22 protein-coding genes, 1 tRNA gene and 1 pseudogene are annotated in these 24,046 nt (G+C 73.4%); 19 read left to right on the top strand and 5 right to left on the bottom strand.

The genetic code is table 11. From position 1 onward, the window contains the following. Positions 1–696: 696 nt before the first annotated feature. The 6 genes and pseudogenes from M3185_RS10425 (at position 697) to M3185_RS10405 (ending at position 3,701) form a co-directional block, all read left to right on the top strand. Positions 697–1,086 (top strand): hypothetical protein, encoded by a 390-nt coding sequence (locus tag M3185_RS10425; RefSeq protein ID WP_251333608.1) that lies wholly within the window; start codon positions 697–699, stop codon positions 1,084–1,086. A gap of 11 nt (positions 1,087–1,097) precedes the next feature. Continuing rightward, the gene (locus M3185_RS10420) at positions 1,098–2,087 is read left to right on the top strand and encodes a S24/S26 family peptidase (RefSeq protein ID WP_251333607.1); all 990 of its coding nucleotides are present in this window, start codon (positions 1,098–1,100) and stop codon (positions 2,085–2,087) included. Further along, positions 1,975–2,295 (top strand): annotated as a pseudogene (locus M3185_RS17535) (ice-binding family protein); the annotation flags it as partial. The gene M3185_RS10420 and the pseudogene M3185_RS17535, both read left to right, overlap by 113 nt. Positions 2,296–2,357: 62 nt before the next feature. Beyond that, complete coding sequence (locus M3185_RS10415) at positions 2,358–2,540, top strand: hypothetical protein (RefSeq protein ID WP_251333606.1); 183 nt, start codon at positions 2,358–2,360, stop codon at positions 2,538–2,540. A gap of 289 nt (positions 2,541–2,829) precedes the next feature. Continuing rightward, on the top strand, positions 2,830–3,270 hold the full coding sequence (locus M3185_RS10410; RefSeq protein ID WP_251333605.1) for a hypothetical protein: 441 nt from the start codon (positions 2,830–2,832) through the stop codon (positions 3,268–3,270). Then, positions 3,240–3,701, top strand: a complete 462-nt coding sequence (locus M3185_RS10405; protein WP_251333604.1) for a hypothetical protein — start codon at positions 3,240–3,242, stop codon at positions 3,699–3,701. The genes M3185_RS10410 and M3185_RS10405 overlap by 31 nt, the downstream gene beginning before the upstream one ends. A gap of 324 nt (positions 3,702–4,025) precedes the next feature. Here M3185_RS10405 and M3185_RS10400 read toward each other — a convergent pair whose 3' ends face one another. Beyond that, positions 4,026–5,243 carry a glycoside hydrolase family 26 protein gene (locus M3185_RS10400; RefSeq protein WP_251333603.1) on the bottom strand — a complete coding sequence of 406 codons (1,218 nt, stop codon included), beginning with the start codon at positions 5,241–5,243 and terminating at the stop codon, positions 4,026–4,028. Between the two features lie 591 nt (positions 5,244–5,834). On the opposite strand from M3185_RS10400, the gene M3185_RS10395 reads away from it, so the two are divergent. Both M3185_RS10395 and M3185_RS17390 read left to right on the top strand, forming a co-directional pair. Further along, complete coding sequence (locus tag M3185_RS10395; protein WP_251333602.1) at positions 5,835–6,794, top strand: helix-turn-helix transcriptional regulator; 960 nt, start codon at positions 5,835–5,837, stop codon at positions 6,792–6,794. Between the two features lie 214 nt (positions 6,795–7,008). After that, on the top strand, positions 7,009–7,959 hold the full coding sequence (locus M3185_RS17390; RefSeq protein WP_251333601.1) for a helix-turn-helix transcriptional regulator: 951 nt from the start codon (positions 7,009–7,011) through the stop codon (positions 7,957–7,959). A gap of 37 nt (positions 7,960–7,996) precedes the next feature. On the opposite strand, the gene M3185_RS10385 is transcribed toward M3185_RS17390, so the two are convergent. The 3 genes from M3185_RS10385 to M3185_RS10375 all read right to left on the bottom strand — a co-directional run bounded on the left by M3185_RS10385 (position 7,997) and on the right by M3185_RS10375 (position 10,796). Continuing rightward, entirely contained in the window at positions 7,997–8,683 is a 687-nt protein-coding gene (locus M3185_RS10385; protein WP_251333600.1) for a hypothetical protein, read from the bottom strand. Between the two features lie 416 nt (positions 8,684–9,099). After that, a complete protein-coding gene (locus M3185_RS17385; RefSeq protein WP_251333599.1) occupies positions 9,100–10,110 on the bottom strand; it encodes a GlxA family transcriptional regulator in 1,011 nt (336 codons plus the stop codon). 47 nt (positions 10,111–10,157) lie between these two features. Further along, positions 10,158–10,796 (bottom strand): HD domain-containing protein, encoded by a 639-nt coding sequence (locus M3185_RS10375; protein ID WP_251333598.1) that lies wholly within the window; start codon positions 10,794–10,796, stop codon positions 10,158–10,160. Positions 10,797–12,325: 1,529 nt separating this feature from the next. Between M3185_RS10375 and M3185_RS10370 the strand changes: the two genes are divergently transcribed. Beyond that, the gene (locus M3185_RS10370) at positions 12,326–12,829 is read left to right on the top strand and encodes a hypothetical protein (protein ID WP_251333597.1); all 504 of its coding nucleotides are present in this window, start codon (positions 12,326–12,328) and stop codon (positions 12,827–12,829) included. A gap of 1,021 nt (positions 12,830–13,850) precedes the next feature. On the opposite strand, the gene M3185_RS10365 is transcribed toward M3185_RS10370, so the two are convergent. Next, a complete protein-coding gene (locus tag M3185_RS10365; RefSeq protein WP_251333596.1) occupies positions 13,851–14,204 on the bottom strand; it encodes a hypothetical protein in 354 nt (117 codons plus the stop codon). 979 nt (positions 14,205–15,183) lie between these two features. Here M3185_RS10365 and M3185_RS10360 point away from each other — a divergent pair. From M3185_RS10360 to gcvH, 10 genes are all read left to right on the top strand, one after another. Beyond that, on the top strand, positions 15,184–16,077 hold the full coding sequence (locus tag M3185_RS10360) for a ParA family protein (protein ID WP_251333595.1): 894 nt from the start codon (positions 15,184–15,186) through the stop codon (positions 16,075–16,077). After that, positions 16,077–16,964: a segregation and condensation protein A gene (locus M3185_RS10355; protein WP_251333594.1), complete on the top strand. Its 888-nt coding sequence runs from the start codon at positions 16,077–16,079 to the stop codon at positions 16,962–16,964. Before M3185_RS10360 ends, M3185_RS10355 begins: the two co-directional genes overlap by 1 nt. Further along, the gene (scpB, locus tag M3185_RS10350; RefSeq protein ID WP_251333593.1) at positions 16,961–17,578 is read left to right on the top strand and encodes an SMC-Scp complex subunit ScpB; all 618 of its coding nucleotides are present in this window, start codon (positions 16,961–16,963) and stop codon (positions 17,576–17,578) included. Before M3185_RS10355 ends, scpB begins: the two co-directional genes overlap by 4 nt. A 9-nt stretch (positions 17,579–17,587) precedes the next feature. Further along, a complete protein-coding gene (locus M3185_RS10345; RefSeq protein WP_251333592.1) occupies positions 17,588–18,658 on the top strand; it encodes a pseudouridine synthase in 1,071 nt (356 codons plus the stop codon). Between the two features lie 9 nt (positions 18,659–18,667). Beyond that, entirely contained in the window at positions 18,668–19,792 is a 1,125-nt protein-coding gene (locus tag M3185_RS10340) for a prephenate dehydrogenase (RefSeq protein WP_251333591.1), read from the top strand. Continuing rightward, positions 19,774–20,562, top strand: a complete 789-nt coding sequence (gene cmk / locus M3185_RS10335; protein WP_251333590.1) for a (d)CMP kinase — start codon at positions 19,774–19,776, stop codon at positions 20,560–20,562. Before M3185_RS10340 ends, cmk begins: the two co-directional genes overlap by 19 nt. 84 nt (positions 20,563–20,646) lie before the next feature. After that, a complete protein-coding gene (gene der, locus M3185_RS10330) occupies positions 20,647–22,197 on the top strand; it encodes a ribosome biogenesis GTPase Der (RefSeq protein ID WP_251333589.1) in 1,551 nt (516 codons plus the stop codon). A gap of 85 nt (positions 22,198–22,282) precedes the next feature. Beyond that, a tRNA-Pro gene (locus M3185_RS10325) sits at positions 22,283–22,356 on the top strand. Positions 22,357–22,496: 140 nt separating this feature from the next. Next, positions 22,497–23,495 (top strand): adenosine deaminase, encoded by a 999-nt coding sequence (locus M3185_RS10320; RefSeq protein ID WP_251333588.1) that lies wholly within the window; start codon positions 22,497–22,499, stop codon positions 23,493–23,495. A gap of 70 nt (positions 23,496–23,565) precedes the next feature. Then, on the top strand, positions 23,566–23,952 hold the full coding sequence (gene gcvH, locus M3185_RS10315; protein ID WP_251333587.1) for a glycine cleavage system protein GcvH: 387 nt from the start codon (positions 23,566–23,568) through the stop codon (positions 23,950–23,952). Positions 23,953–24,046: the final 94 nt, after the last annotated feature.

Below are 24,046 nucleotides of genomic sequence, written 5' to 3'. Positions count from 1 at the left end.
CGCGTCCAGCGTCCGGCCCCTGCGGCCCGGCCGGCGCCCTGCGACCCGGACGCCCCAGTGGGCGCCCCGCGATCCGGACGCCCCAGTGGGCGCCCCGCGATCCGGCGCCCCGGGAGTGTCCGGGGACGGCGCGGATGGGTCGGCGGTCCAGGAGGCCGGCAGCCGCACAGCCGCCCGCCGAGGGCGAACCCGCCGGGCCGTCCCTTGGTCACCGGACCGGGGATCCGGGGTGCATCCGGAGATGACGGGAGGTTGCACCGGCACAGCACGCCAGAATGTCCGTTCGCACCTGGGCAGATGCCTCCTCCGCGCCGGCACTGGACGAAAGTCCTGGAGGCCCCGCCGAGGCCTGGACACGGTGTCCTCGGCTGGCCCACGACCCCCATCGCGGCTCGACTCCATCCTTCGCCCCATGCAGCGACGGCGCAGGGCCTCAGCCCGGTTCGGGCTTCGTCGCGCAACAGGACTTCTCGTGCGTGCTCCCGCCGTCCGTGCCCGCCGGATCACTGGGCTCTCCGCCGCCCCCGTCGCCGTGCTGGTGGCCGGCGTGATGGTCTGGCAGGGCTCCACCGCCGCCTCCCGCAACTCCGGCAACTCCTGGGCCACCGGCCAGGTCGCCTCACCGACGACGACGCCGGCCGCGCCGGCGTCACCGTGGAGAACCTGGTCCCCGGCCGGACCGGCCAGAAGTGCATCGTGGTCACCCCCAGCTCCACCGTGGAAGGCGAGGTGCGCGCCTACGTGCAGAACCTCTCCGGCTCCGCCGCGGCGCCGGAGGACCGCATCACCTTGCAGGTCGAGGGCGGCACCGCCGGGTCCTTCGACGACTGCACCGGCTTCACCCCCGTCCCCGGCGCACTTCCGGCCCAGCCGCTGTCCACCCTGGCCCGGGTCAACAGGGACTACACCTCCGGCGGGGCCGCCTGGGACACCACCGGCACGGCCGGGGAGTCGAGCACTTACCGCGGCACCTGGACCTTCGACACCGCCGGCATGACGCAGACCCAGATCGACGCGCTGCAGGGATCCCGCGTCATCGTGGACCTGGTCTGGGACCTGCAGGGCGACGACGCCCCGGCCGCCTGAGCAGCTCTCGCGTGCAGATCCGGACCGAGCCAGAGCCCAGCTCCACCGCCGAGTCAGCACCTGCCGGTGTGACGGCCGCGCCGTGGGGCTGGGCCCGGCTCCCGGCCGGGACCGCCGCCCGGATCTACCTGGTGATGCTGGCCACCCTGGCCGCCGTCGCTTCACTTCCGATCCTGCTCGGCCGGCACGCCACCGTCGTCCAGACCGGGTCCATGGAACCGCACATCGCCCCCGGCGACGTCGTGGTGCTCTCTGCCCTGCCCGAGGTCCAGCCCGTGCGGGTGGGAGGAGTCGTACAGTCCACCAGCCCCTCCGGGGCCCGGTCCGGCGGGGTCGACCGGTTGATCCTGCACCGCATCGTCGGTGACAACGACGACGGAACGTACACCACCGCAGGTGACGCCCACGCCGATGTCCACTCCGCCCCACCGGTGCGGGAGCAGATCACCGGCCAGGCCCGTCTGCTCGTGCCCGGCATCGGCCTGCCCTCCCTGTGGCTGGTTACCGGCCGGAGCGGACCTCTGGCAGTGTGGGCCGCCGGCACCGTGGGTGCACTGTCGACCGCTCTGGCCGTCTTCCTCCCGCGCCAGCGCCGAGCCGGCCGGCCCGACGGACCGGACGTCGTCCGCACCACGCAGGGGACCCCCGATCTCGCCCGGCAGGGCGCCCTGGCCGTGGTCGGCACCGGAGTCCTGGCCGGCCCGGTGTCCCCGCCGGCCGCACCGAGCACCGCGGCCTTCACCTCCCGCACCAGCACACGCGCCTCCTGGACAGTCGCTGCCGCACCACCAGCGCTGACTCCGGGCCGGGCCGCGCTACGGCCTGCTGGCCTCGGCCGGCACCGTCAACCACACCCCCGGCGGGCACCAGACCACCGTGGGCGGCAGCGTGGGAACCCACCCCGGAACGAACGTCGTGGCGCTGCAGAACAGCGGCGCGCGCCCCAACGTGACCGGCGCCGTCGCAGCCGGCACCCCGGCTGCAGCCTCGGCGATGGCTGACGCCCGTGCCCTGGAACGAGCCCTGACCGCCCGAGCTGTGACCGCGACCCGCCCGACGTCGCCGACGGGCCGGACCACCGCCGGGGTCTACACCAGCACCACGGGGGCCTTCACCGTCTCATCGACCCTGATCCTCGACGCCCAAGGCGACCCGGCGGCGATGTTCATCTTCCGCGCCACCAGCATCACCGTCGCCCCGAGCAGCCAGATCGTCCTGGCCGCTGGCGCCAGGGCCGCCAACGGCCACTGGCTCTCCGCCGGGACATCACCATGGGGCTCAGCGTCACCGCCCGCGGCACCTACCCCGCCCGCGGCAGCATCAGGGCCAACCTCAGCTCCGGCGGGCCCACCCAGCGGTTCACCCTGGAGGGGCGCCTGTTCAGTCTGGGCACCGCGTCCCCCGGTGGCGCCGTCGAACCGAACCGCCCCACCATCACGCTTCCGGCCCCCTGAGCTCGCACGGTATTCGTGGGGCGAGATGGGGCCTCGGGGCAAAAGCCCTGGCTGTCCGACCGTGATGGGTGGCACGTCAGGTCCCCGGATGGCGGACCGCACCCGGGCATCCCTGCTGTGGGTCCCGGCCGTATCGGGCCACCGCCCCGCAGGACGGCGCGGAACCGGCACCGGCGAACCCGGGCGCCGGGTGCACCGGCCCCGGGGAATCGCCGGTTCCCGTGCGGTGCCGTCATGGTGGTCGGTTGCCTGCCTAGGGTGGGTGCCACCGACCCGGAAGGACACCTCCATGCATCACGCTCTCGCCCGTCTCACCGATCCGGTCTCACCGGTCTTCGGGGTCGTCTCGGCCGCCGCCTTCGGGGCTCTGAGCCTGTTGGATCCCGCCGCGCTGAGCCCAGCACGCCGCCGGGCCTACCGGGCGGGCGTGGCCACGACCACGGCGTGGTGGGCCGGGGTCACCACCGACCGGGACCGCACCGCGTTCGTGCCCGCCCACGTGGTGGCCGCCCTGATGGCCGGCGGGGCCGTCTGGGCCCTGGCCGGGCCCTCCGAGGCCCTCGACGCCCGGGTCGTGTCCCGGTTGCACGCAACCGGGGTGCGCCGTCCTCGGCGGTGGCTGGCGGCGGTCTCCGCCGCCGGTGTCCTGGCGTCCTTCGCCGCCGACCGCGCTGCGGCCGGCACCGAGGAGGGGTGTGGGTGGACGAGCTGCTGCGCGCCCGCCCCGTGACGCCACAGGTCCGTCAGATCATCGAGGGAATCCTCCAAGCCACCGACACCCCGGACGCTCAGGTGCTGCTGGCCCAGCTGGACGTGGCTCAGGAGTCCTACTACGACACCGGCGCCGACGTGGAGGCCGGCACCGGCGGGTTCTCCCCCATGGTGGAGTTCGAGGTGCCCGATGAGGTGGTCCGCGTGGTGCCGCACTCCCAGGTCCACCCGGTCCAGGCCCGGTTCCGGGCCAGCGGCGGCATCGAGCTGCAGGTGAGCCTGCAGCTGCACCGGGGCAAGCTGGCCCACCTCACCGTCGAGTACCCGGACCAGGACGAGGTCGTCGTCGGTGACGCCCTCGTCGAGGAGCTCGTGGACCGCTGGCCCGACCCGGCTCAGCTCCGGTATGTGCTCGACGGCTCCGACGGCGCCTCCCATACGCTGCCCTGAGCAGGCCCGCGCCTGCAGGACAGCCCCACCCGGCTCGGGGCATCCGGCGGCCGGTCGGCGCTGCCCCGATCCCGGCCCGCGCAGTACCGGAGGGAGACCATGGGCACCGGCCGCCCCGTCCCGCCGAGGGCGGCACGACCGGCGCACCAGGCGTTCTCGCCGGTCACCAGCACCCGGGGACTGTGCCGGCGTGGCAGCTCCTGCACCGGCCCGGGGCCTGAGCGCACCCGCACGGCGTGTCGATACCCTCCGGTTCTCCGTGCCGGGTTCTCGCGCACGGTCACACGGATGCTCGCCTGAGCGCAAGCGGCTGCGGTGGACGCCTCAGGTGCCCGGTGCGGTGCAGGAGGTCTCGGGGGCGTAGCGCAACCAGCCAGGAAGAGCTGCGGTGAAGGCCGCGCGGACGGCAGGGTCGTTGGTGGTGGTCCAGTCCACCTCCCCGTCGATCTCCACCTCGTGCTTGTCCCACTCGAACCAGTTGATCATCTTCAGCTGCGGGAAGTCCCGGGGGATCGAGGAGTCGAAGACCTGATCCCACCAGGCCTGCTTGATCTCCAGCTCCCCCGCCCCTTCCGCCACGGCCGAGGCGTAGAGGGCACCGGTCTCCGGAATGGACACCGGCTTGCCCCGGTCCCTGCCGTACTCGGCGTAGAAGTCCGGCACCGCGGTGTCGTCCCCGCCGGCCCCGTCGTAGGTGCCGGTCAGCTGGGCGAGGAACTTGCCCTCCTCCGGGACCTCGTTCTCCCCCCACGGGTGGGCGTCGCCCCAGTGGTAGAGCGACATCCCCACCCAGTCCACGTACTCGTCCCCGGGATAGTAGGGGGCATAGGAGTCATCAGCCATCGTGAGCTCCCCGTCATGATCGGTGTCCAGGATGGCGAAGTCCTCGGTGCCGGGCTCGGCCTCGTGAGCCCCACCGGCGAACGGGTAGCCGCCCCCGTAGTTGGGGGCCCACATCATCGCCGACCCCGGGGCCCTCTCGTGCACCGCCTCCGCCACGCGCCGGTAGGTCTCCACGTAGGCGACCGGTTGCTGGCCCCAGGCATACCAGGAACCGTTCATCTCGTGAGCGAACCGCACGATCACCGGCACGCCTGAGTCGTTGATCTCGGCCAGATCCGCCGCCAGCTCCTGCGCCGTCTCCTCGGTCACGGTCTGCAGCCCGCCCTCGGGCTCGAGGGTCAGCAGCATCATCTGCCCGTCGGCGCGGATCTGATCAGCGGCCATCCGCAGATACCGGTGGCCCCGCTCGTCATAGGGAAACCCGGTGAACGAGACGCTCACCGCCGGCTTGTGGCCCAGCCGCAGGGCGTAGTCGGCCAACGGCTTGTCCACCCAGTCCAGGTTCACCCCGAACAGCGCCCCGGCCTCCGGGACCAGCTCCTCCCGCCCCAGGACCTCGCACCGCGGGGCGACCGATGCCTGCTGCTGAGCGGCCTGGGCCTCCTGCCGGGACCTCTCCGACAGGTCGGTCCAGATGCCGACCCCGCCGTAGGCCAGGGTGCCGATGACGACCAGGGACACCAACGTGGATTCCTTCACCGTCCCAGCCTAGTAAAAACCAATGAATATTCATATGTATGACTGTCTCCTCGGGTGTGGACAGCATGAGCGACATGACGGTGTCCGGCCAGATCGGCCCCCCGCCGCGCCCAGGCGTGCAGTGCCGGTGCCGGCGAGGGGCAAGCCGGGACGCTCCTGCCCTTCCTTCCGGTGGCTGCCGCCCCGGGGGCAGACCCGACCCCGGCACCGACCGGGCAGTCCCTCACCGCCCCTGGGGCGTCGCCCACCGGGAACGCCGCACTGCCGCCTCCTGGGACCGCTACGGACAGGCCCCGGCCACCACCCTGCCTGCATGCCCGGTCATCGCCCGTCGGAGCGGACCCGGTGCGAGGCACGGCCTGGACGCCAGCCGCTGCCGGGCGCGCCGGTGGTGGGCTGCCCGCGACGCGCCGAGCGCGTGGGCCACCGGGGACCGTCACAGCCGTTCTCCACCGGCGACTCCGGGAGGTCTCCCACTGACCCGGGGACGGGGCATCGACCCGTGACCGCGGTGGGGCGCAGGCGCCGTGACACGTGGGGGCCTCCCCGGGGTGGTGTACCGGAGGGTGGATGCGGCGTAGCGTCCTGCCCATGGGGGACGACGTGCAGCGGTCGATGTTCACCACCCACGACCGAGCAGAGGCCCTGGCCGTGCTGGAGAAGGTCTACGCCGTGCGGGGAACGCACCAGCCCTCGACCGACGACGTCTCCGTGAGCGTGTCCACAGCCGGCACCGGGCCCGTGGCCCTGGAACGGGTGCGGTGGCAGGGCGCCCCGGCAGGCGGGGTCGGGGAGCACCCCGGAGTGCTGCGGGTCGGGCAGGTGCTGGGGGGCGCGGTGAGGGTCACCAGCGGCCGGGACACCCTCGCGTGCCGGGGCCCGTTCCTCCTGCCCCAGCAGCCTTATACGAGCCTCTGGGAGGACCTCGATGTGCTGACCCTCTCCCTGGACGCCGCAGTGGTCCAGGACGAGGCCCGGAACCTGTTTGCCTCCGATGTGCTGCGCCTGGAGTTCAGGGGTGCCGGCCCGGTGACCCCGGCCCTGGGCCGGTACTGGGCGGGCCTCATCGCCCACGTGGGCCGGGACCTGCTGCCGCGTGAGGAGGTGATGAGCAACCCGCTGCTGCGGGCGGAGATGACCCGGTCCCTGGTCACCGCGCTGCTGCACGTCTTCCCGAACTCGTTCCTCGAGCACCTCCAGGACCCCGCCCCAGCACCGCAGCCCGGCTCCGGTGGGGTCCGGCGGGCCGTGGCGTTCATCGACGCGTCCCTGGGCGAGCCCATCGGGCTGGCCGAGATCGCCGCGGCCGCCCGGATGAGCCCGCGAGGTCTGCAGGCCGCCTTCCGCCGGGAGAAGGGCACCACCCCGCTGGAGTACCTTCGCGCCGCACGGCTGGAGGCGGCCCACGCCGACCTCGTGGCCGCCGACCCCACCACGGGGGTGAGCGTGGCGGCGATCGCCGCCGGCTGGGGGTTCGCCCACCCGGGGCGGTTCGCCGCCGCCTACCGGAACCACTACGGCCAGGCCCCCTCGACCACCTTGCGCAGCTGATCCCGGCTCGCGAGGCACGCACGGGCGGAAATGCTCCGAGGTCATCTGTCCCGGGGGCCTGGGCGGGGCCCGGGACGGTGGCTAGCCTGGACGACATGATTGCCGCTGCCGTGGGGACAGCCGGAGCCTGGGCTCGGGACAGCCCCGGGGGGATGCTGCCCGGGGTTCTCGCGCCTGGGGACACTGCACCGGACGGAGCCTGCAGGGGGTGGACGTGACGCAGATCCTGCCGATCCGTCTGCGCTGTGTGACCACCGATCCCGATGTGGTCAACGAGCAGCTGTCCCGGGCCTACGCGGGCGCGGTCATCCATCCGCTCCGCGATGACCCGGCCTTCGTGTACCGCCAGGACGTGGACGGTGACGCGGAGCTCGCCCTGGGCCGTTTCCACTTCCGGGGTCAGGGGCAGGTGCACCTGGTGCTCGAGGACAGGGTCACGGTCAGCCTGCCGCGGTCAGGGACCCATCGCTGGGAGATCAACGGTCACCGCGGCACCGGCCTGGCGGTGAAGCAGCCGCACCAGGACTATCAGGCCGCACTCGAGTTCCTGAGCCTCGACACGGTCGATCTCAGCCTGGCCACCCTCGCCCGGACCGCCCGCACCGCCTACGGCAACGAGTCCCTCCCGGTCGTCTTCACGGCTCCGGGCCCGGTGTCGGCGCAGATGGCCGCCTACTGGCAGACCACCCAGGCCTTCGTCCACCGGGCGCTGACCGACCCCGAGATCGTCTCCGTGCCGATGCTGCGGGCCGAGCTGGTGCACCGGATGACGGTGGCCACCCTGGAAGCCTTCCCCCTGGCCGGGGACCCCCAGGCCCGGCGGGAGACGGTGGCGGCCCGGCAAGCCGCCTACACCCGGGCGGTGCAATTCATGCACGCCGCCGTCTCGCTGCCGATCACCGTCGAGGACGTCGCCCGCCACGCGCACCTGAGCACCGTCGAGCTCACCCGCACGTTCCGCGCCCACGCCGACACCACCCCCGGGGCCTATCTGCGCGGGCTGCGGCTGGCCGCCGCCCACCAGGACCTCGTCGGGGGTGATCCGACCGCTGGGGACACCGTGGCCGCGATCGCCGCGCGCTGGGGCTTCGCCCACCCCGGGGACTTCGCCCGCCGCCACCGTCAGGCTTACGGCCAGAACCCCGCCCACACGCTGCGTCACTAGGCCGTGTCCTGCGAAGCGGTGCTCCGGGGGTCCCCGGTCAGTGCAGCGGCACGACCGGAGATCCGTCCTGCCGGGTCGACGGAGGTGAACGGCGACAGCCCGGCTCGAGCCTGGCGTGGTGGAGGCACAGCACTGCGGCCACGACGAGGCCGATCGACCCCACCGCCGCCATCGTGGCCACCACCACCGGACGGGGTTGGAGCTGCAGCTCGAAGGGCAGCCGCAGCACGAAGATCTCCACGGCGGCCCCCACCGGCACCACCAGCCTGCAGAGCAGGCCCGACCGGCCGGAACGGGTGGTCCAGGCTCCGACCGGACCGAGCACCAGCCCGAGGAGAAGAGCGGCCGCGCCCCAGAAGGTCGTGTCGCCGATGAGACCGTCCCATGACGTGACGACGGGCGCCTGGGTGGGATCGATGTCGTACACCGGGTGGTCGCGATCATGATGGGTGTAGACCCCGTTGCGCAGATCGACCAGGTAGTACCCCACCACGGCCGGCAGCAGCGTGCCGACCGCGGCCACGGCCGGCCGTCGCCGCGCAAGGGCGCCGACCAGGATGCCGAGTCCGGCCCAGGACCAGCCGACCCCCAGGACCTGGGACAGAACGACCAGGGCAGGATGAGCCGCCGAGACCGCGTTGAGGCCCGCGACCAGGGCCCCGAAGCAGAACCCGCCCACGGTGCAGCAGAGCACCTGGGTGCTCCCGCGACTGTCTGAGGCCATTGCTCCACCGTACCCATGGGGCCGTGCCGTCCCGGGGAGGCGTGAGTGCACGTCCTGACCCGTGGTGCTGTCGCGACCACCGCACGGTGGCGGCGAGGGGCACCTCGGCCCGGCGGCAGGCGGCGCGTCAGGGGGAAGCTGCCGGATGACCACTCCCCTACGTGGACACCGCCCCATCGCCGAGGGGTCCCCACCGGCACAACCGGAAGCTCCCGGATGCTGCGGTGGAGGGCGGCCCCCGGCATGCCCGGGACGCGGTCGGCACCGTGCGGCCGAGGAGGCCCTCACTGCCACGCCCGGTGCGGGGGCGAGACAGCACTTCCGCGGGCGGGGCGTCGAGGGCGGCGAGCAGCCACTCCGGCGGTTGTCGCTGGGACCCTTGCGGCATGAAACCCCGACCGTCACCTGTCGACGCTTCAGTCCCTGCTCTTCCCGGCACTGAGGCCCGTCCGACCGAGCTGTCCGCCGGTGTGGGTGGTGGAGAACCGAGCCCGGTACTGGCTGGGCGCGACACCGAAGCGCGCCACGAAGACCCGGCGCAGGGTCTCGGTGCTGCCGAATCCGGCGGCGCGGGCGGTGACGGTGATGCTGTGCCCGGCGTCGAGGAGCACCTGGGCGTGGTCCAGGCGCGTGCGCTCGACCAGCCTGGCCGGTGAGATGCCCAGTTCGGCCGCGAAGAGCCGCGCGAGATGCCGGGGGCTGAGGCCGACGGCGGCTGCCAGCGACCCGGTGCTGTGGTCGAGCGCGGGCTGCGCGGCGACGAGCTCGACGGCGGCGCGCACCGCCGGCGCGCGAGGTGACCGCAGTCGCAGAGAGTCGGAGAACTGGGACTGGCCGCCTGGGCGCTGCATGAACATCACCAGGTTGCGGGCGACCGCCCGGGCGAGGTCCGGCCCGTGGTCGCCCTCGAGCAGGGCCAGGGCGAGGTCGATGCCCGCCGAGACCCCGGCCGAGGTGAACACGCCCCGGTCCTCCACGAACAGGGCATCGGACTCCACGCGGACATCGGGGTGGGCGCGGGCCAGGAGCGGGGCGTGGCGCCAGTGCGTGGTCGCCCGCCGCCCGGCCAGCACCCCGGCGGCGGCCAGGACGAAGGACCCGGTGCAGATGGAGACCAGCCGGCGCGGTCGGTCCCCGAGACCCCGGACCGCACCGACCAGGGCCTCGGGGATCGGCGCGGCCACGAGTCCGTCGCCCCCGGCGACGACCACCGTGTCGACCTCGGCCACCTCCGAGGCGGGCGCATCCACGGGCAGCCGGGTCCCGATGGAGGTCAGCACCGGCGCGCCCGACGGCGAGGCGTAGCTCAGCGCGTAGTCCGCGCCGAGGGCGTTGGCCTCGGCGAACACCTCGGCCGGGCCGGCGACGTCGAGCATCTTCACGCCGTCGAACACGAGGAACACCACACGCCGGGTCTGGGTCGTCACGATCTCACGCTACCGTCCGCGCCTCACCGGGTGCGCTCCGGGCCGGTTCACTCGGGCCAGGCGTTGTCCTGGATGATCCGCACGAAGTCCTCCCTGCGGAAGCCGGGGTCGAAGTGGGCGAGCACGTCGTCGTTCATGGTGCCGAAGGTCGTGCCGGGCCGGTCGGCCATGCCGTCGTAGAAGGCCCGGAGGATGCGGTTCTTGAAGTCCGTGCGGGGGTGGGCGGCGACGACGGCGGCGCGGTCGGCCTCGCTGATCCGGTCGAGCTCGAGCCCCAGGACGTCGGTCTCCACGCCGAGGGTGACGACCGCGACCTCGGGGCCCAGGTGGTGCGGGATCTCCGGGGTGGTGTGCAGGGCGATCGCCAGCCACACGGTGCGCGCCTCCTCCCGCGACCGGCCGTGGTCGCGCAGGAACGCCTGCGCCGCCTCGGCGCCGTCGATCTCGAACCGCTGCTCTCTCCTGCGGTGGGCGGCGGTGAGGCCCAGGTCGTGGAACATGGCGCCGACGTAGGCCAGCTCCGGGTCCACCTCGAGCCCCCGGGCGGCGGACTGGAGCATCCCGAAGAGGAAGACGCGGCGGGAGTGGTGGAACAGGTTCTCGTCGGCGGCCTGCCGCACCAGCGTCGTGGTGTCGCGGGCGAGGGCGGAGTCCGGGACGGCGATTCCGGCAATCGTTTCAGGCACTGTCTCTCCTCGTGGTCGGTGCGTGGCGGGACCGCTCATGGCCGTCCTCCCTCCACCCTCCCCGCTCGGCGGACGGGGGTCCACTGTCCGGGCGGACGACCGTCCCACAGATCCGGACATCCTCCGCCGGGTACGGCGTCATGGGCCGACGGAGGGGAGTCGGGGCCGCGGACCGGGGCGGCCGGCCGGCCCCGCATCCACCGGTAGAGGAGTCCAGGACATCCTGAGGTGGCGGATGACCTGGATGGCCGGATCCTCCGCCTCGATCGGTGCCGGCGCATGGCGGGTGCGCCGGCGGTGGGGGCCGGGCGTCGTCAGCCCGGATCCTTTCCGGCGGCCCGGCGCGTGGCCGCGGAGCCGGTGCTCCGCCCGGTGCGATCTCCCGCTCCCTCTGGATGCGGGCGGCCCTGACGGTGGACGGCATCGGTTCCATCGCAGTGGAGAAGTCCACGTCCTCCCGCATCGACCTCCAGGTGCTCCCCGCTTCGCTGACGGCGGGCCGGAGCACGTGACCGCGCACTCGGTGCCCGAGCTCAGCGGCTGGGCCGACTCCCGCTGCACCCGCGGGGCCCTGCCCCGTGGGGTGAGGCGCTGTCGCGCCGTCCCCACATGTAGCCACGCCGCCCGGTCCCCCGCTGCATCTACTGACCAGTAAAGTCGACTTCAGCAGGCACCGGGGTGCCGCCGGGGTTTCGCTGCGACACACGTCCCTGGGGGGACAGCGAAGCCCGTCCCGGACCACCCCCGCCTGCCGGAGCATTTCTGCCCTCCCCCGGGCAGGAATGCTTCCCCCCTGCTCCCCCTTCGCGGAGCTGCCCACGGAGCCGGCCTCCGCACGGGATCGGGCCGATTTCCACGACGCCGCACCCCACCCGACCGGTGGTTGGCCCCGCCACTCCGTCGGCGCATCCCTTGGTGACCCCTGCCCGGGGAGCGCGGCGCGGACCTCAGCCGGACAAGAACTCGGCACCCGCGGAATCTATTCGCCGGTCAATCTATTTCATAATGCAAATAAAAGTTATCGCATTGAATACTGAGGGGCATGACGCGCGATGCGGTGAGCTGTCGGCCTCGCAGCCGAAAGCATTTTCGGCATTCACCGACTTGGCGCGCGATCGGGTCGTGACGGAGCAGCATGGCCAGACGCGCACCGGATCACCGAGGGGGGCGACACCGCCGTCGGCCCGCCCCCTGCTCCTCGGTCTCCCTCCGGGGCAGACACGCACTGACCTGGGGCGCCATGCGCAACGGGGCCGGGGTCAACCCAAGAGCAACTCGCTCGGGCACCGCGTGCCACCGCCGCCGCACCGGGGTTTCGGCCTCTCCCCCAGGACGCGGACAACCTCCAAATATCGGTGACAATGGGCGCGTTTCACCCTCTTCATGTCATTTCATCTTTTTACAGGGCAATTCGAAGAAAACTATTAACACGCGTGAAATTTGCTTGCGAACAATGCGGAGGCGTCCTTAGCGTGTGCATACACCTGTTTCACCAATGGGAACCAGGTCACACACACAGGGGGAACACCATGGAAAAGCTGCACAAGACTCTGGCCGGCGCTGCGCTGGCGGGCCTGCTCGTGACGGGCGGCGCCTCCGCCCCGGCGTTCGCGGGGGACGACAAGGGCGACGACAAGGGCGGCTACAGCCACGACCACAAGGACAAGGGCAAGGACCACAAGGGTCGCCACCACGACCACGATGACGAGCGCAAGAACGGCGAAGTCGACGTCCACATCAAGTACAAGGACCGCCACGGCAAGTGGCACAAGAAGCACTACGAGGATGTCAGCCTCAAGAAGGCCGCCTCCATCGCCGAGCACAAGGGCGACGACGACTGGAAGAAGTACTACCGCGACGCCAAGTACACCGACAAGACCGGTAAGACGGTGCACACGGTGGACGAGTACAAGGTGGACGTCTGGTTCAAGCAGGACAACGATGACCACGACCACGACCACGACCACGACCACGACCACGACAAGGGCCACGGCAAGGGCCACGACCACGGCAAGGGCAAGGGCAAGGACTGAATTCACGGCCTGATGCGCTGAGGGCGCCCGTCCACCGGACGGGCGCCCTCGGTCGTTGCCCCGGGCAGTACCGGGCTCCGAACAGGTCGACGGCCTCCAGCGGCGCGATGTCCTCGGCCGTGGGCTGGCGCTGCGCACGTGATCGGCGTCCCCGCTCGCGGTGGCCGGTCCTGTAGCAGGGACCGGTCCACGTCCTGCGGAACGGAGGGCTTCTCGCGCGGCGCGTGCTGGAGCTCCGCCTGGCGAACGGAGTCGAGCCAGCCCTGGACCGCAGTGCGCGCCTTCCGGGGGATGTGCTCGGCCAGTTCGTGGTCCACCGCCGGATGCCCGGAGGCGAAGTCCGTGGCGCCGGAGCCGGTGCCGCCCAGCGTCCGGTTGGCGTTCGGGAACGGGGAGGAAGCAGTGTCGTGGAACATCGCCGCAGATGGGACGGGCCCTGCCCAGGCCGCCACGGCCTCGTGGCCGTCGTGTGCACCTGAGCCGCACCCGATTCCCGTCCGTCGCGTCCGCCCCCAGTGCCCCAGGGCCGGCCACGATCGCCCGGGTGGCATCCAACCCGTCCACCTCAGGCCAGCGGATGTTCATGAGCACGACGTCACGGCGAAGCTACCGCACCCGGGCCACCGGTCCCGGTCTGCTGCGGCCTCGTCGACGACGGCGACCTCCCCGGCCGTCGACCACGGCGGCGGGGATCAGGGGGCCGGACTCCGGGGACGCCTCGCACGGACGGCGGACCTGCCGTCGGCGCCGTGGCGGGCGGCGCGCGTGCGGCCGTGCAGACCCACGCGTTCGGCCCTTCCCAGGAGGTAGCGAACGCCGATGTCGGCGCCGGGGTCCGCTCGGCGAGATGATCCGGCCGCGAAGACCTCGTCCCGCACCCGCCCGGAGGGTGCAGCAGGAACGCCACCACAGCCACAGCCGATCCAGAACCGCCGGAACGCATCAAGCCCTCGCGCGACGCGAGCCCGGGGACAGGGGCGCCTCGCCGGGGGCCTGGCGCCTCCGGTGGATCGGGCGCGGGTCAGGCCGCCAGAGCGGGAAGCGACCATGTCTCTTCGGGCGCCCCGAGCGGCAGCGCGCGCACGGGCGGGTGGGCGCGGGAGCCGGAGGGCACGGCGATGGTCACCTCCCCCCGCCCGGGGAAGATCTCCTCGCGGTCGATGGCCGCGCGCAACGACGTCACCGCGGTGGGCTCCAGGTGCCGGACGGAGTCCAGGTCGACCTCCACGTGCACTTCGGGAGTGAGTGCGCGAGCGCGCCCGATCACGGGGTGGAGCACGTGCTGGTTCGCCGCGGTGAGACATCCCGTGACGAGTATGTGGACGTAGGTGCCGTCGAGGTCCACCTGGACCAGGACGGACATGGTGTGTTTCATGGTGAAGCTTTCACAAGATCGGGACCGGCGACCGCGAGGGCCAGCCGGTGAGGAATGAACGGACCCCAGGGGAACAAGGATGCAGGGCGCCCGGGGGCCGTGGCGGGGGCCGCGAAGGCGCTCCGCCGGAGGGAAGCGCCGCCGGCCTGTGGAGGCCGTGACGGCGGCAGGTCCGCAGGTCGCGCCCCGGCGGCGGGGATCCACGCCGGAGGAAGCGGGTGGCTCCACCTGCGGAGGCGGAAGGTGCCTCGAGGCCGTCAGCGGCCGCGGACGCTCCTGTTCCCGCGTGCCCCGGTGACCGGTCCGGGCGCCGCAAGCAGGCGTCCGACGACGGGGCGGGGACCCCGTGGGACATCGACGCACCCGGAGCACCGGGGTTCCGTGTCGGGGCGACGGGGCTCCTCGCCCGCAGCCGTGGCGGCGCGGGCGAGGCCGGCGTGCTGTCGGACCGGGGCGGTCCGCGGGCGGGTCGGCGAGGTGGTGCGCTCGCGGTCGGTGAGCTGGGGGGCCCACCGGGCGCGGACGCGATCGCCGGAGGCGTGACGGCTCTCGTCCTGGGCCTCCGTGCCCGGCCGGTGGCTGCGGCGCCGCAGACCACGGCAGGAGCCTAGACGCCGCCGGCTCCGGCAGAACCTGCGGCCCCGGCCGGGGCCGATGAGGCGCGCCGGTCCGAGGAGGCGGGCCCGGCGTCCGGTGATCGCCCCGTGGACCCGGGCCATCCCGTGCGCGGGGTGGCGACCGTGGAGGACCGCCACCCCGGCAGCGGGGACGAGGCAGAAAGCGGAAGTCGCCCCCCCCCCCCCCCCGGGGGCGGGGGGGGCGGGGCGGCCCGGCCGTTTTCGGGGCGCGCTCGCCGCGGCGGTACCCTGGGAGCTGATCGAGTCCAGGAAAGCCCCAGGCCGGACCGGCCCCCACCCACCCGCGTGCCCGGGCCGGCGCGCGCCGGGCACGAACACGACACGAAAGAGCGGTGCCACGAGTGACCCAGCGAAGCGACGAGAGGATCCCCGGGACGGGCGAGTTCGCGGCAGGGGCCGTCGGCCCCACGGGCCGCCCCGTGCGCAGTTTCCCGGAGCCCCCCGAGCTGACCGAGCACGGGCCCGCGCGGATCATCGCGATGGTCAACCAGAAGGGCGGCGTCGGCAAGACCACGTCGACCATCAACCTGGGCGCCGCCCTCGCCGAGCTGGGCCGGAAGGTCCTGCTCGTCGACTTCGACCCCCAGGGCGCGCTCTCGGCCGGGCTCGGGGCGAACCCGCACGAGCTCGAGCTCACGGTCTACAACGTCATGATGGACCGCAGCGTGGACGTGTGGGACGTCGTCCAGGAGACCGACGTCGACAACGTCGACCTGCTGCCCGCCAACATCGACCTCTCCGCCGCGGAGGTCCAGCTCGTCACCGAGGTGGCCCGCGAGCAGGTCCTCGCCAGCGCCCTGCGCAAGGTCGAGGAGCACTACGACGTCATCATCATCGACTGCCAGCCCTCCCTGGGCCTGCTCACCGTCAACGCGCTCACCGCCGCGCACGGCGTGATCATCCCGCTCATCGCCGAGTTCTTCGCGCTGCGCGCCGTGGCCCTGCTCGTCGACTCCATCGAGAAGGTCCAGGACCGGCTCAACCCGCGCCTGCAGATCGACGGGGTGCTCGCCACGATGTTCGACGCCCGCACCCTGCACTCGCGGGAGGTCATGGCCCGGATCGTCGACGCGTTCGGCGACAAGGTCTTCGACACCGTCATCAAGCGCACCGTGAAGTTCCCCGACGCCACGGTGGCCGCCGAGCCGATCCTCTCGTTCGCCACGGCGCACCAGGGCGCCGAGTCCTACCGTCAGCTGGCGCGGGAGCTCATCTCGCGCGGCGGCGCACCCTGATGCACGCCGAGGAGCTCCCAGGGCCCGACGGCCCCGGGGGCTTCGCCGTGCGGCTGGAGAACTTCGCGGGGCCCTTCGAGGTGCTGCTGTCGCTGATCGCCAAGCACGAGATGGACATTACCCAGGTGGCGCTCGCGAGCGTGACCGACGAGTTCCTGCACTACGTGCGCGCCCTCCAGCGCACCGGTTCCGCCCGGGCCCTCGACGAGGCCAGCGAGTTCCTCGTGGTCGCCGCGACCCTGCTCGACCTCAAGGCCGCCCGGCTGCTGCCCCGCGGCGAGGTCGAGGACCAGGACGACGTGGCCCTGCTGGAGGCCCGGGACCTGCTGTTCGCCCGGCTGCTGCAGTACAAGGCCTTCAAGGAGGTCGCCGGGCTCCTCGACGAGCGCCTGCGCGCGGAGTCCGCGCGCTTCCCCCGCGCCGTGCCGCTCGACCCGCAGGCCGCCGCGGCCCTGCCCGAGCTCGACTGGCGGACCACCCCCGAGCAGCTCGCCCGGCTCGCCCGCGCCGTGCTCGGCGCCCGCCCCGGCGCCCCCGCCGAGGTGGGCACCGACCACCTGCACGGCGCCGCCGTGAGCGTGCCGGACGAGGCCGAGGTGCTGGCGGGGCTGCTCGCCGACGGCCGCCCGCACGGCTTCCGGGCCCTGGTCGCCGACGCCGCGAGCACGCTCGTCGTCGTGGTGCGGTTCCTGGCGCTGCTGGAGATGTACCGCGACGCCGTCGTCGACCTCGTCCAGGACGGCCCGCTCGGGGAGCTGACCGTGCGCTGGACCGACCCCGACGGCGGCTGGAGCGCCGGGAGCCCGGGCGACGACGCCCCGTCCACCGCCGAGCCGGTCCCCGCCGCGCCGCGTGCCGCGGAGCTGACCGCCGGGGCGCTCGCGTGAGCGGGCCGGACGGGGCCGCCCGCCCCGACGTCGAGGCGCTGCCGGGCGGGCTGCGGGCGGCCGTGGAGGCGATCCTCATGGTCGCCGACGAGCCCGTCAGCGAGTACGCGATCGCCGCCGCCCTCGTGGTCCCCGTGGCCGCGGTCCAGCGGGTCCTGGACCGCCTGCGCGCGGAGTACGACGGACGCGGCGCGGATCCGGGGTATGATGGAACGTTGGAGCCGCGCGGATTCGAGCTGCGCAGCACCGGCGCCGGCTGGCGGATCTACTCCCGCAGCGCGTTCGCCCCCGTCGTCTCCGCGTTCGTCACGGAGGGACAGACCGCCCGGTTGTCCCAGGCGGCCCTGGAGACCCTGGCCGTCGTGGCGTACCGCCAGCCTGTGAGCCGCGGACGGATCTCCGCGATCCGCGGGGTGAACGTCGACGGCGTGGTGCGCACGCTCGTGCAGCGCGGGCTCATCCGCGAGCTCGAGCGCGACGGCGAGTCCGGCGCCGTGCTCTACGGCACGACCGGATTCTTCCTGGAGAAGATGGGCATCGGCTCGCTCGACGAGCTCCCCGAGATCGCCCCTCACCTGCCGGGCATCGACCAACTCGACGACTACGAGGACTGAGACACCACCATGGCCACTTCACGATCATCATCCGGACGCCCCGGCCCCGGCGGCCGGCGCGGCGCCGGCGCGCAGAGCGGCCGCGGCGCCCCGAGCAGGACCGCCAAGGGCTTCCAGGGCGGCAAGCCCGGCGCCGGCAAGACCACCGGCAAGACCACCGGCAAGGCGACCGGCCGCAGCACCGGCCAGGGGGCCTCCGGCAAGACGCAGGGCTCCGCCCCGGAGCGGGGACCGCGCCCCTTCGCGTCCTCCGAGAAGAGCGCCCGGCGGATGCCCGCCACGCCCTACCGCCCGCCGCACCGCAAGCGCCGGCCCAAGAACCCCCCGGTCGACCGGCTCGACCAGCACGACCCGGACGGCGTGCGCCTGCAGAAGCTCATGGCCCAGGCCGGGGTGGCCTCGCGGCGCGTGTGCGAGGAGATGATCGAGGCCGGCCGCGTGCAGGTCAACGGCGAGACCGTCACCGAGCTCGGCGTGCGCGTGGACCCCGCCACCGCGGAGATCCACGTGGACGGCATCCGGGTCCAGCTCGACGAGAACCTCGTGTACTACGCCTTCAACAAGCCCGAGGGCGTCCTGTCCACCATGGAGGACCCCGAGGGGCGCCCCTGCGTGTCCGACTACCTCGACCACCGCAAGAACGAGCGCGTCTTCCACGTGGGCCGCCTCGACGTCGAGACCGAGGGCCTGCTGCTGCTGACCAACGACGGCGAGCTCACCAACCGCCTCACCCACCCCTCCTACGAGGTGCCCAAGACCTACCTCGTGCAGGTCCGCGGGCCCATGGAGAAGGGCGTGGGCACCGCCATGAAGGCCGGCATCCAGCTCGAGGACGGCATGGCCTCCGTCGACTCGTTCCGCCTGGTGGACTCCACCCCCGGGCACATCCTCGTCGAGGTCGTCCTGCACTCGGGGCGCAACCGCATCGTGCGCCGGCTCTTCGACGCCGTGGGCCACCCCGTCGAGAAGCTCGTGCGCACCCAGGTGGGCCCCATCCGGATCGGGGACCAGCGGCAGGGCACCATCCGCAAGCTGTCCAAGACCGAGGTCGGGCACCTCCTCGCCTCGGTGGGGATGTAAGGAGCACCCGTGAGCCAGCCCCCCTCCGGGCCTCCCGCCCCGGCCGCGACCACCGGCCCGGTGCTCGTGATCGGCGCCGGCCTGCTCGGCGCCAGCATCGGGCTGGGCCTGCGCCACCTCGGCGTCGACGTCTGGCTGCAGGACGCCTCCCCCACCGCCGAGGCCGTGGCCCAGGACATCGGCGCGGGCCGCTCCTGCCGCGCGGCGGGGGACCGTGCGGTGCCCGGGCCCGCGCTCGTCGTCGTCGCCACCCCGCCCGACGTCGCGGGGCAGACCGTGGCCGAGGCGCTGGGGCGCCACCCGGGCGCCGTCGTCGTCGACATCGCCTCCGTCAAGGAGGCCGTGCTCGACGACGTGCGGGCGCGCGGGGCCGACCTCACCCGGTACGTGGGCACCCACCCCATGGCCGGGCGCGAGAAGTCCGGCCCGGTCGCCGCCCGCGGGGAGCTGTTCACCTCCATGCCCTGGGTCGTGTGCGACTCGGGGCGGTCCTCGCCCGTCGCGCTGGCGGCGGCGAAGAACCTCGCCGTCGACCTCGGGGCGACCGTCACCTTCATGGACGCCCGGGAGCACGACGCGACGGTCGCGCTGATCTCCCACCTGCCGCAGGTCATGTCCTCGCTGCTGGCGTCCCGGCTGCAGGACACCCCCCTGCACCACCTCTCGCTGGCCGGGCAGGGCCTGCGGGACACCACCCGGATCGCCGCGTCCGACCCCCACCTGTGGGTCCAGATCCTCGCCGCGAACGCCGCCCCGGTCGTGGCCTCCCTGCACGGGGTGCGCCAGGACCTCGACCGGCTCATCGCCACCCTCGAGGCGCCCCGGGCGCCGGGGGCGCGGCTGGACATCGCCCAGCTCATCGCCGAGGGCAACGCCGGGCAGGCCCGCATCCCGGGCAAGCACGGCGGCGCGCCCCGGGCGTTCGCGACCCTCACCGTCCTGGTGGGCGACGTGCCCGGGCAGCTCGCCCGGCTCCTCGCCGAGATCGGGGAGATCGGGGTCAACCTCGAGGACCTGCGCCTCGAGCACTCCCCGGGCCAGCCCGTGGGCCTCGCGGAGGTCTCGGTGCTGCCCAACCGCCGCAAGGAACTCGTCGAGGCGCTCCAGGAGCGCGGATGGAAGGTCGTCCAGTGAACTCGGGAACGAACACGCGCACCAACACGCCACCGGTCCCGCTGCCGGGCACCCAGCCCGGCGGCCCCGGCGCCGCCGGGGCGCCCACCCCCGCGGACCGCCCCCTCGTCGTCGCCATCGACGGTCCCTCGGGCTCCGGGAAGTCCAGCGTCTCCCGGGAGGTCGCCCGCCGGTTCGGGCTCGCCTACCTCGACACCGGCGCGATGTACCGGGCGCTCACCTGGTGGTGCCTGGACCAGGGCGTGGACCTCGCCGACGGCGACGCCGTGGTCGAGGCCGCCCGCGCCCTCCCGCTCGAGCAGGGCGTGGACCCGGACCGGGAGCAGGTCCTCGTGGCCGGCGCGGACGTGGCCGCCGAGATCCGGGGCGCGCGCGTGACCGAGGCCGTGAGCGCGGTGGCCACCAACCCCGCCGCCCGCAGCATCCTGGTCGCCCGCCAGCAGGCGCTGATCACCGGCAGCGGCCGGCGGATCGTGGCCGAGGGCCGGGACATCACCACGGTGGTCGCCCCCGACGCCGACGCCCGGATCCTGCTCACCGCCGACGAGCGGGCCCGGATGGCCCGCCGCGGCCTGCAGAACGGCGGGACGCCGGACGCCGAGCGGCTGCGCGAGCAGGTCGTGGGCCGCGACGCCAAGGACTCCGCCGTCGTGAACTTCACCGAGGCCGCCGACGGCGTCGTCACCGTCGACTCCTCCGAGCTCACCGTGGAGCAGACCGTCCAGGCCGTGATCGAGGTGGTCCTCCGGGCCGCCGGGCGCCCCGCCTAGACTGGCCCCGGGGCCGGCCCCTCCACCCCCAGCACCATCCCCCAGCACCACGACCGGCCGCTCGCGGCCCAGCGAAGGACAGCCATGACCGACAGCCCCGCGCACGACCCGGCCCACGACCCCTACGAGGACGAGCTCCTCGGCGGCGCCACGGACGACGTCGCCGAGCGGCTCGCGGCCATCGACGACGACGAGGCCGAGCAGCGGGCCCAGGTGCTGCGCGCCGGGCTCGAGGACTACGAGCTCGACGAGGAGGACGCGGCGCTGCTGGCCGAGTGGTCCGAGGGCGAGGACAGCGCCCCGGCCCGCCGGCCCGCCCCCGTGCTCGCCATCGTGGGCCGGCCCAACGTCGGCAAGTCCACCCTGGTCAACCGGATCCTGGGCCGCCGCGAGGCCGTCGTGGAGGACACCCCCGGCGTGACCCGCGACCGGGTCTCCTACCGGGCCACCTGGAACGGGCGCAACTTCACCCTCGTGGACACCGGCGGATGGGAGTACGACGCCAAGGGCATCAACGCCCGTGTCGCCGAGCAGGCCGAGCTCGCCGTGCAGTACGCCGACGCGGTGCTGCTCGTCCTCGACGCCACGGTCGGCGTGACCGCCGCCGACGAGGCGATCGTGAAAATGCTGCGCAAGGTCAAGAAGCCGGTCGTGCTGGTCGCCAACAAGGTCGACTCCCCGCAGCTCGAGGTCGAGGCCACCTACCTGTGGTCCCTCGGCATGGGGGAGCCGCGCCCGGTCTCCGCGCTGCACGGGCGCGGAGCCGCCGACGTCCTGGACGCCGTCATGGACGTGCTGCCCGAGTTCTCCGCCGTCGCCGAGACGGAGCTCACCGGCGGGCCCCGCCGCGTGGCCCTCATCGGCCGGCCCAACGTCGGGAAGTCCTCGCTGCTCAACAAGCTCGCCGGGTCCGAGCGCGTCGTCGTCGACCCCCTGGCCGGCACCACCCGCGACCCCGTCGACGAGCTGATCCAGCTCGGCGGCAAGCCGTGGCGGTTCATCGACACCGCCGGCATCCGCCGCCGCGTGCACATGCAGCAGGGCGCCGACTTCTACGCGTCCCTGCGCACCCAGGCCGCCCTCGAGCGCGCCGAGGTCGCCGTGGTGCTGCTGGCCGCCGACGAGGTGCTCTCCGAGCAGGACGTGCGGATCCTGCAGATGGCCGTGGACTCCGGCCGGGCGCTCGTGCTGGCGTTCAACAAGTGGGACCTCGTGGACGAGGACCGCCGCTACTACCTCGAGAAGGAGATCGACCGGGACCTCGCCCACGTGGCCTGGGCCCCGCGCGTGAACGTCTCGGCGCGGACGGGCTGGCACAAGGACCGGCTGGTGCCCGCCCTCGAGACCGCCCTGGCCTCGTGGGACACCCGCATCCCGACCGGGCGGCTCAACGCCTTCCTAGGCGAGATCGTCGCCGCCCACCCGCACCCCGTGCGCGGCGGCAAGCAGCCCCGCATCCTCTTCGGCACCCAGGCGTCCTCGCGCCCGCCGCGGTTCGTGCTGTTCACCACCGGGTTCCTCGACCCCGGCTACCGGCGGTTCATCACCCGCCGGCTGCGGGAGACCTTCGGCTTCGAGGGGACCCCCATCGAGGTCTCCATGCGCGTGCGGGAGAAGCGCAGCCGGAAGCGCTGAGCGGCCGTGGCGCCCCGAGATGAATTCCGTCCCCGGTTGCTGTAATGTGTTCCGAGTGCTCAGGGCGGCGACGCGGTGAGCACATCGGGCTGTGGCGCAGCTTGGTAGCGCACTTGACTGGGGGTCAAGGGGTCGCAGGTTCAAATCCTGTCAGCCCGACCGAGAGGACCCTGATCTGCTCCGGCAGGTCAGGGTCCTTTTTGCTGTCCGCCGGGCCGCCGCGGTGCGGCGATACACTGCACGGGGTCCTGCCGCACCGGCGGGGCCCGGCCGGACCGGGACGCGAAGGAGCGCCGTAGGTGAAGGACCTGTACACGCTGCCGAAGGCGGAGCTGCACCTGCACGTCGAGGGCACCCTGGAGCCGGAGCTCGCCTTCGAGCTCGCCGCCCGCAACGGCGTCGCGCTGCCCTTCGGCTCGGTCGAGGAGCTGCGGCGCCACTACGACTTCGAGGACCTGTCCTCGTTCCTGGAGCTCTACTACGCCACGATGGCCGTGCTGTGCGACGCCCCGGACTTCGAGGCCCTCACCACCGCCTACCTCGACCGGGCCGCGGCCCAGGGCCTGCGCCACGTCGACCTCTTCTTCGACCCCCAGGCCCACGCCTCCCGCGGGGTGCCGGTCGGTGCGGTGATCGACGGCCTCCGCGCCGGCCTCGAGGCCGGGCGGGCCGCGCACGGGATCACCGGCACCCTGGTGATGTGCTTCCTGCGCGACCGCCCGGCCGAGGAGGCCCTGGCGCTGTTCGAGTCGCTGGGCGAGGACCTGTCCCGGATCGACGGCGTCGGCCTCGACTCGGCCGAGGTGGGCCACCCGCCCGCCCTGTTCCGGGAGGTCTTCGCCCGGGCTCGGGCGGCCGGGCTGCACGTCGTCGCGCACGCGGGGGAGGAGGCCGGCCCCGACTACGTCCGGGAGGCCCTCGACGTCCTCCACGTGGAGCGCGTCGACCACGGCATCCAGTGCCTGCGCGACCCGGCGCTCGTCGAGCGGCTCGTGGCCCAGCAGGTCCCGCTGACCGTGTGCCCGCTGTCCAACGTCCGGCTGCGCGTCGTCGGCGCCCTCGCCGAGCACCCGGTCCTCGAGATGCTCGAGCGCGGGCTGGCCGTGACCGTCAACTCCGACGACCCCGCGTACTTCGGCGGCTACGTCGGCGACACCTTCCAGGGCCTGCGCGAGGCCCTCGGGCTGACCGACGAGCAGGCGGAGGCCCTGGCGCGCAACTCCGTGGACGCGTCCTTCGCCGCGCCGCGGCGCAAGCGCGCGATCCACGCCGAGATCGACGCGTGGGCCACGCGCTGACGCGCCCCGGTCCCCGGGGCGCCCTGTGCCATAATCGAGCCGTCCGCACCCGCCCGACCAGGAGTGACCCATGAGCAACATCCCTGCCGACCTGTCCTACACGGCCGAGCACGAGTGGGTCGCCGCCCCCGACGCCGAGGGCGTCGTGCGCATCGGGATCACCGACCACGCGCAGAGCGAGCTGGGCGACGTCGTCTTCGTCCAGCTGCCCGAGGTGGGGGAGACGGTCGAGGCGGGCGCCGCCGTGGGGGAGATCGAGTCGACGAAGTCGGTCAGCGACATCTTCGCCCCGGTCTCCGGGGAGGTCGTCGCGGTCAACGACCGGCTCGAGGACGAGCCGGCGGCCGTCAACTCCTCCCCCTACGGCGACGGGTGGCTCTTCGCGCTCCGCCCCGCCGACGAGGACCACCGCTCCGGGCTGCTCGACGCGGACGGCTACGCCGCCCAGCTCGGCTGAGGCCCCGTCCGGCACCGCCCGGCCACGGCCGGGACTCCCGCCCGGTCGCCCGTCCCTGTCGCCCCCACCCGGTACACTGAACAACATCCGGGCG

It is taken from the genome of Kocuria rosea (genome assembly GCF_023715525.1).
GTDB classification, from domain to species: domain Bacteria; phylum Actinomycetota; class Actinomycetes; order Actinomycetales; family Micrococcaceae; genus Kocuria; species Kocuria rosea_A.
Note: the sequence above shows the minus strand (reverse complement) of the source record. Positions and strands in the feature narration are given on the sequence as shown.

What these genes read in the sequence shown, in the direction of transcription:
- der (WP_251333589.1), top strand. Translation starts at nt 20,647, where the DNA reads ATGACCGACAGCCCCGCGCACGACCCGGCCCACGACCCCTACGAGGAC.
- cmk (WP_251333590.1), top strand. Translation starts at nt 19,774, where the DNA reads ATGGAAGGTCGTCCAGTGAACTCGGGAACGAACACGCGCACCAACACG.
- M3185_RS10395 (WP_251333602.1), top strand. Translation starts at nt 5,835, where the DNA reads ATGGGGGACGACGTGCAGCGGTCGATGTTCACCACCCACGACCGAGCA.
- M3185_RS10345 (WP_251333592.1), top strand. Translation starts at nt 17,588, where the DNA reads ATGGCCACTTCACGATCATCATCCGGACGCCCCGGCCCCGGCGGCCGG.
- gcvH (WP_251333587.1), top strand. Translation starts at nt 23,566, where the DNA reads ATGAGCAACATCCCTGCCGACCTGTCCTACACGGCCGAGCACGAGTGG.
- M3185_RS10365 (WP_251333596.1), bottom strand. Translation starts at nt 14,204, where the DNA reads ATGAAACACACCATGTCCGTCCTGGTCCAGGTGGACCTCGACGGCACC.
- M3185_RS10415 (WP_251333606.1), top strand. Translation starts at nt 2,358, where the DNA reads ATGGGGCTCAGCGTCACCGCCCGCGGCACCTACCCCGCCCGCGGCAGC.
- M3185_RS10410 (WP_251333605.1), top strand. Translation starts at nt 2,830, where the DNA reads ATGCATCACGCTCTCGCCCGTCTCACCGATCCGGTCTCACCGGTCTTC.
- M3185_RS10370 (WP_251333597.1), top strand. Translation starts at nt 12,326, where the DNA reads ATGGAAAAGCTGCACAAGACTCTGGCCGGCGCTGCGCTGGCGGGCCTG.
- M3185_RS10355 (WP_251333594.1), top strand. Translation starts at nt 16,077, where the DNA reads ATGCACGCCGAGGAGCTCCCAGGGCCCGACGGCCCCGGGGGCTTCGCC.
- M3185_RS10385 (WP_251333600.1), bottom strand. Translation starts at nt 8,683, where the DNA reads ATGGCCTCAGACAGTCGCGGGAGCACCCAGGTGCTCTGCTGCACCGTG.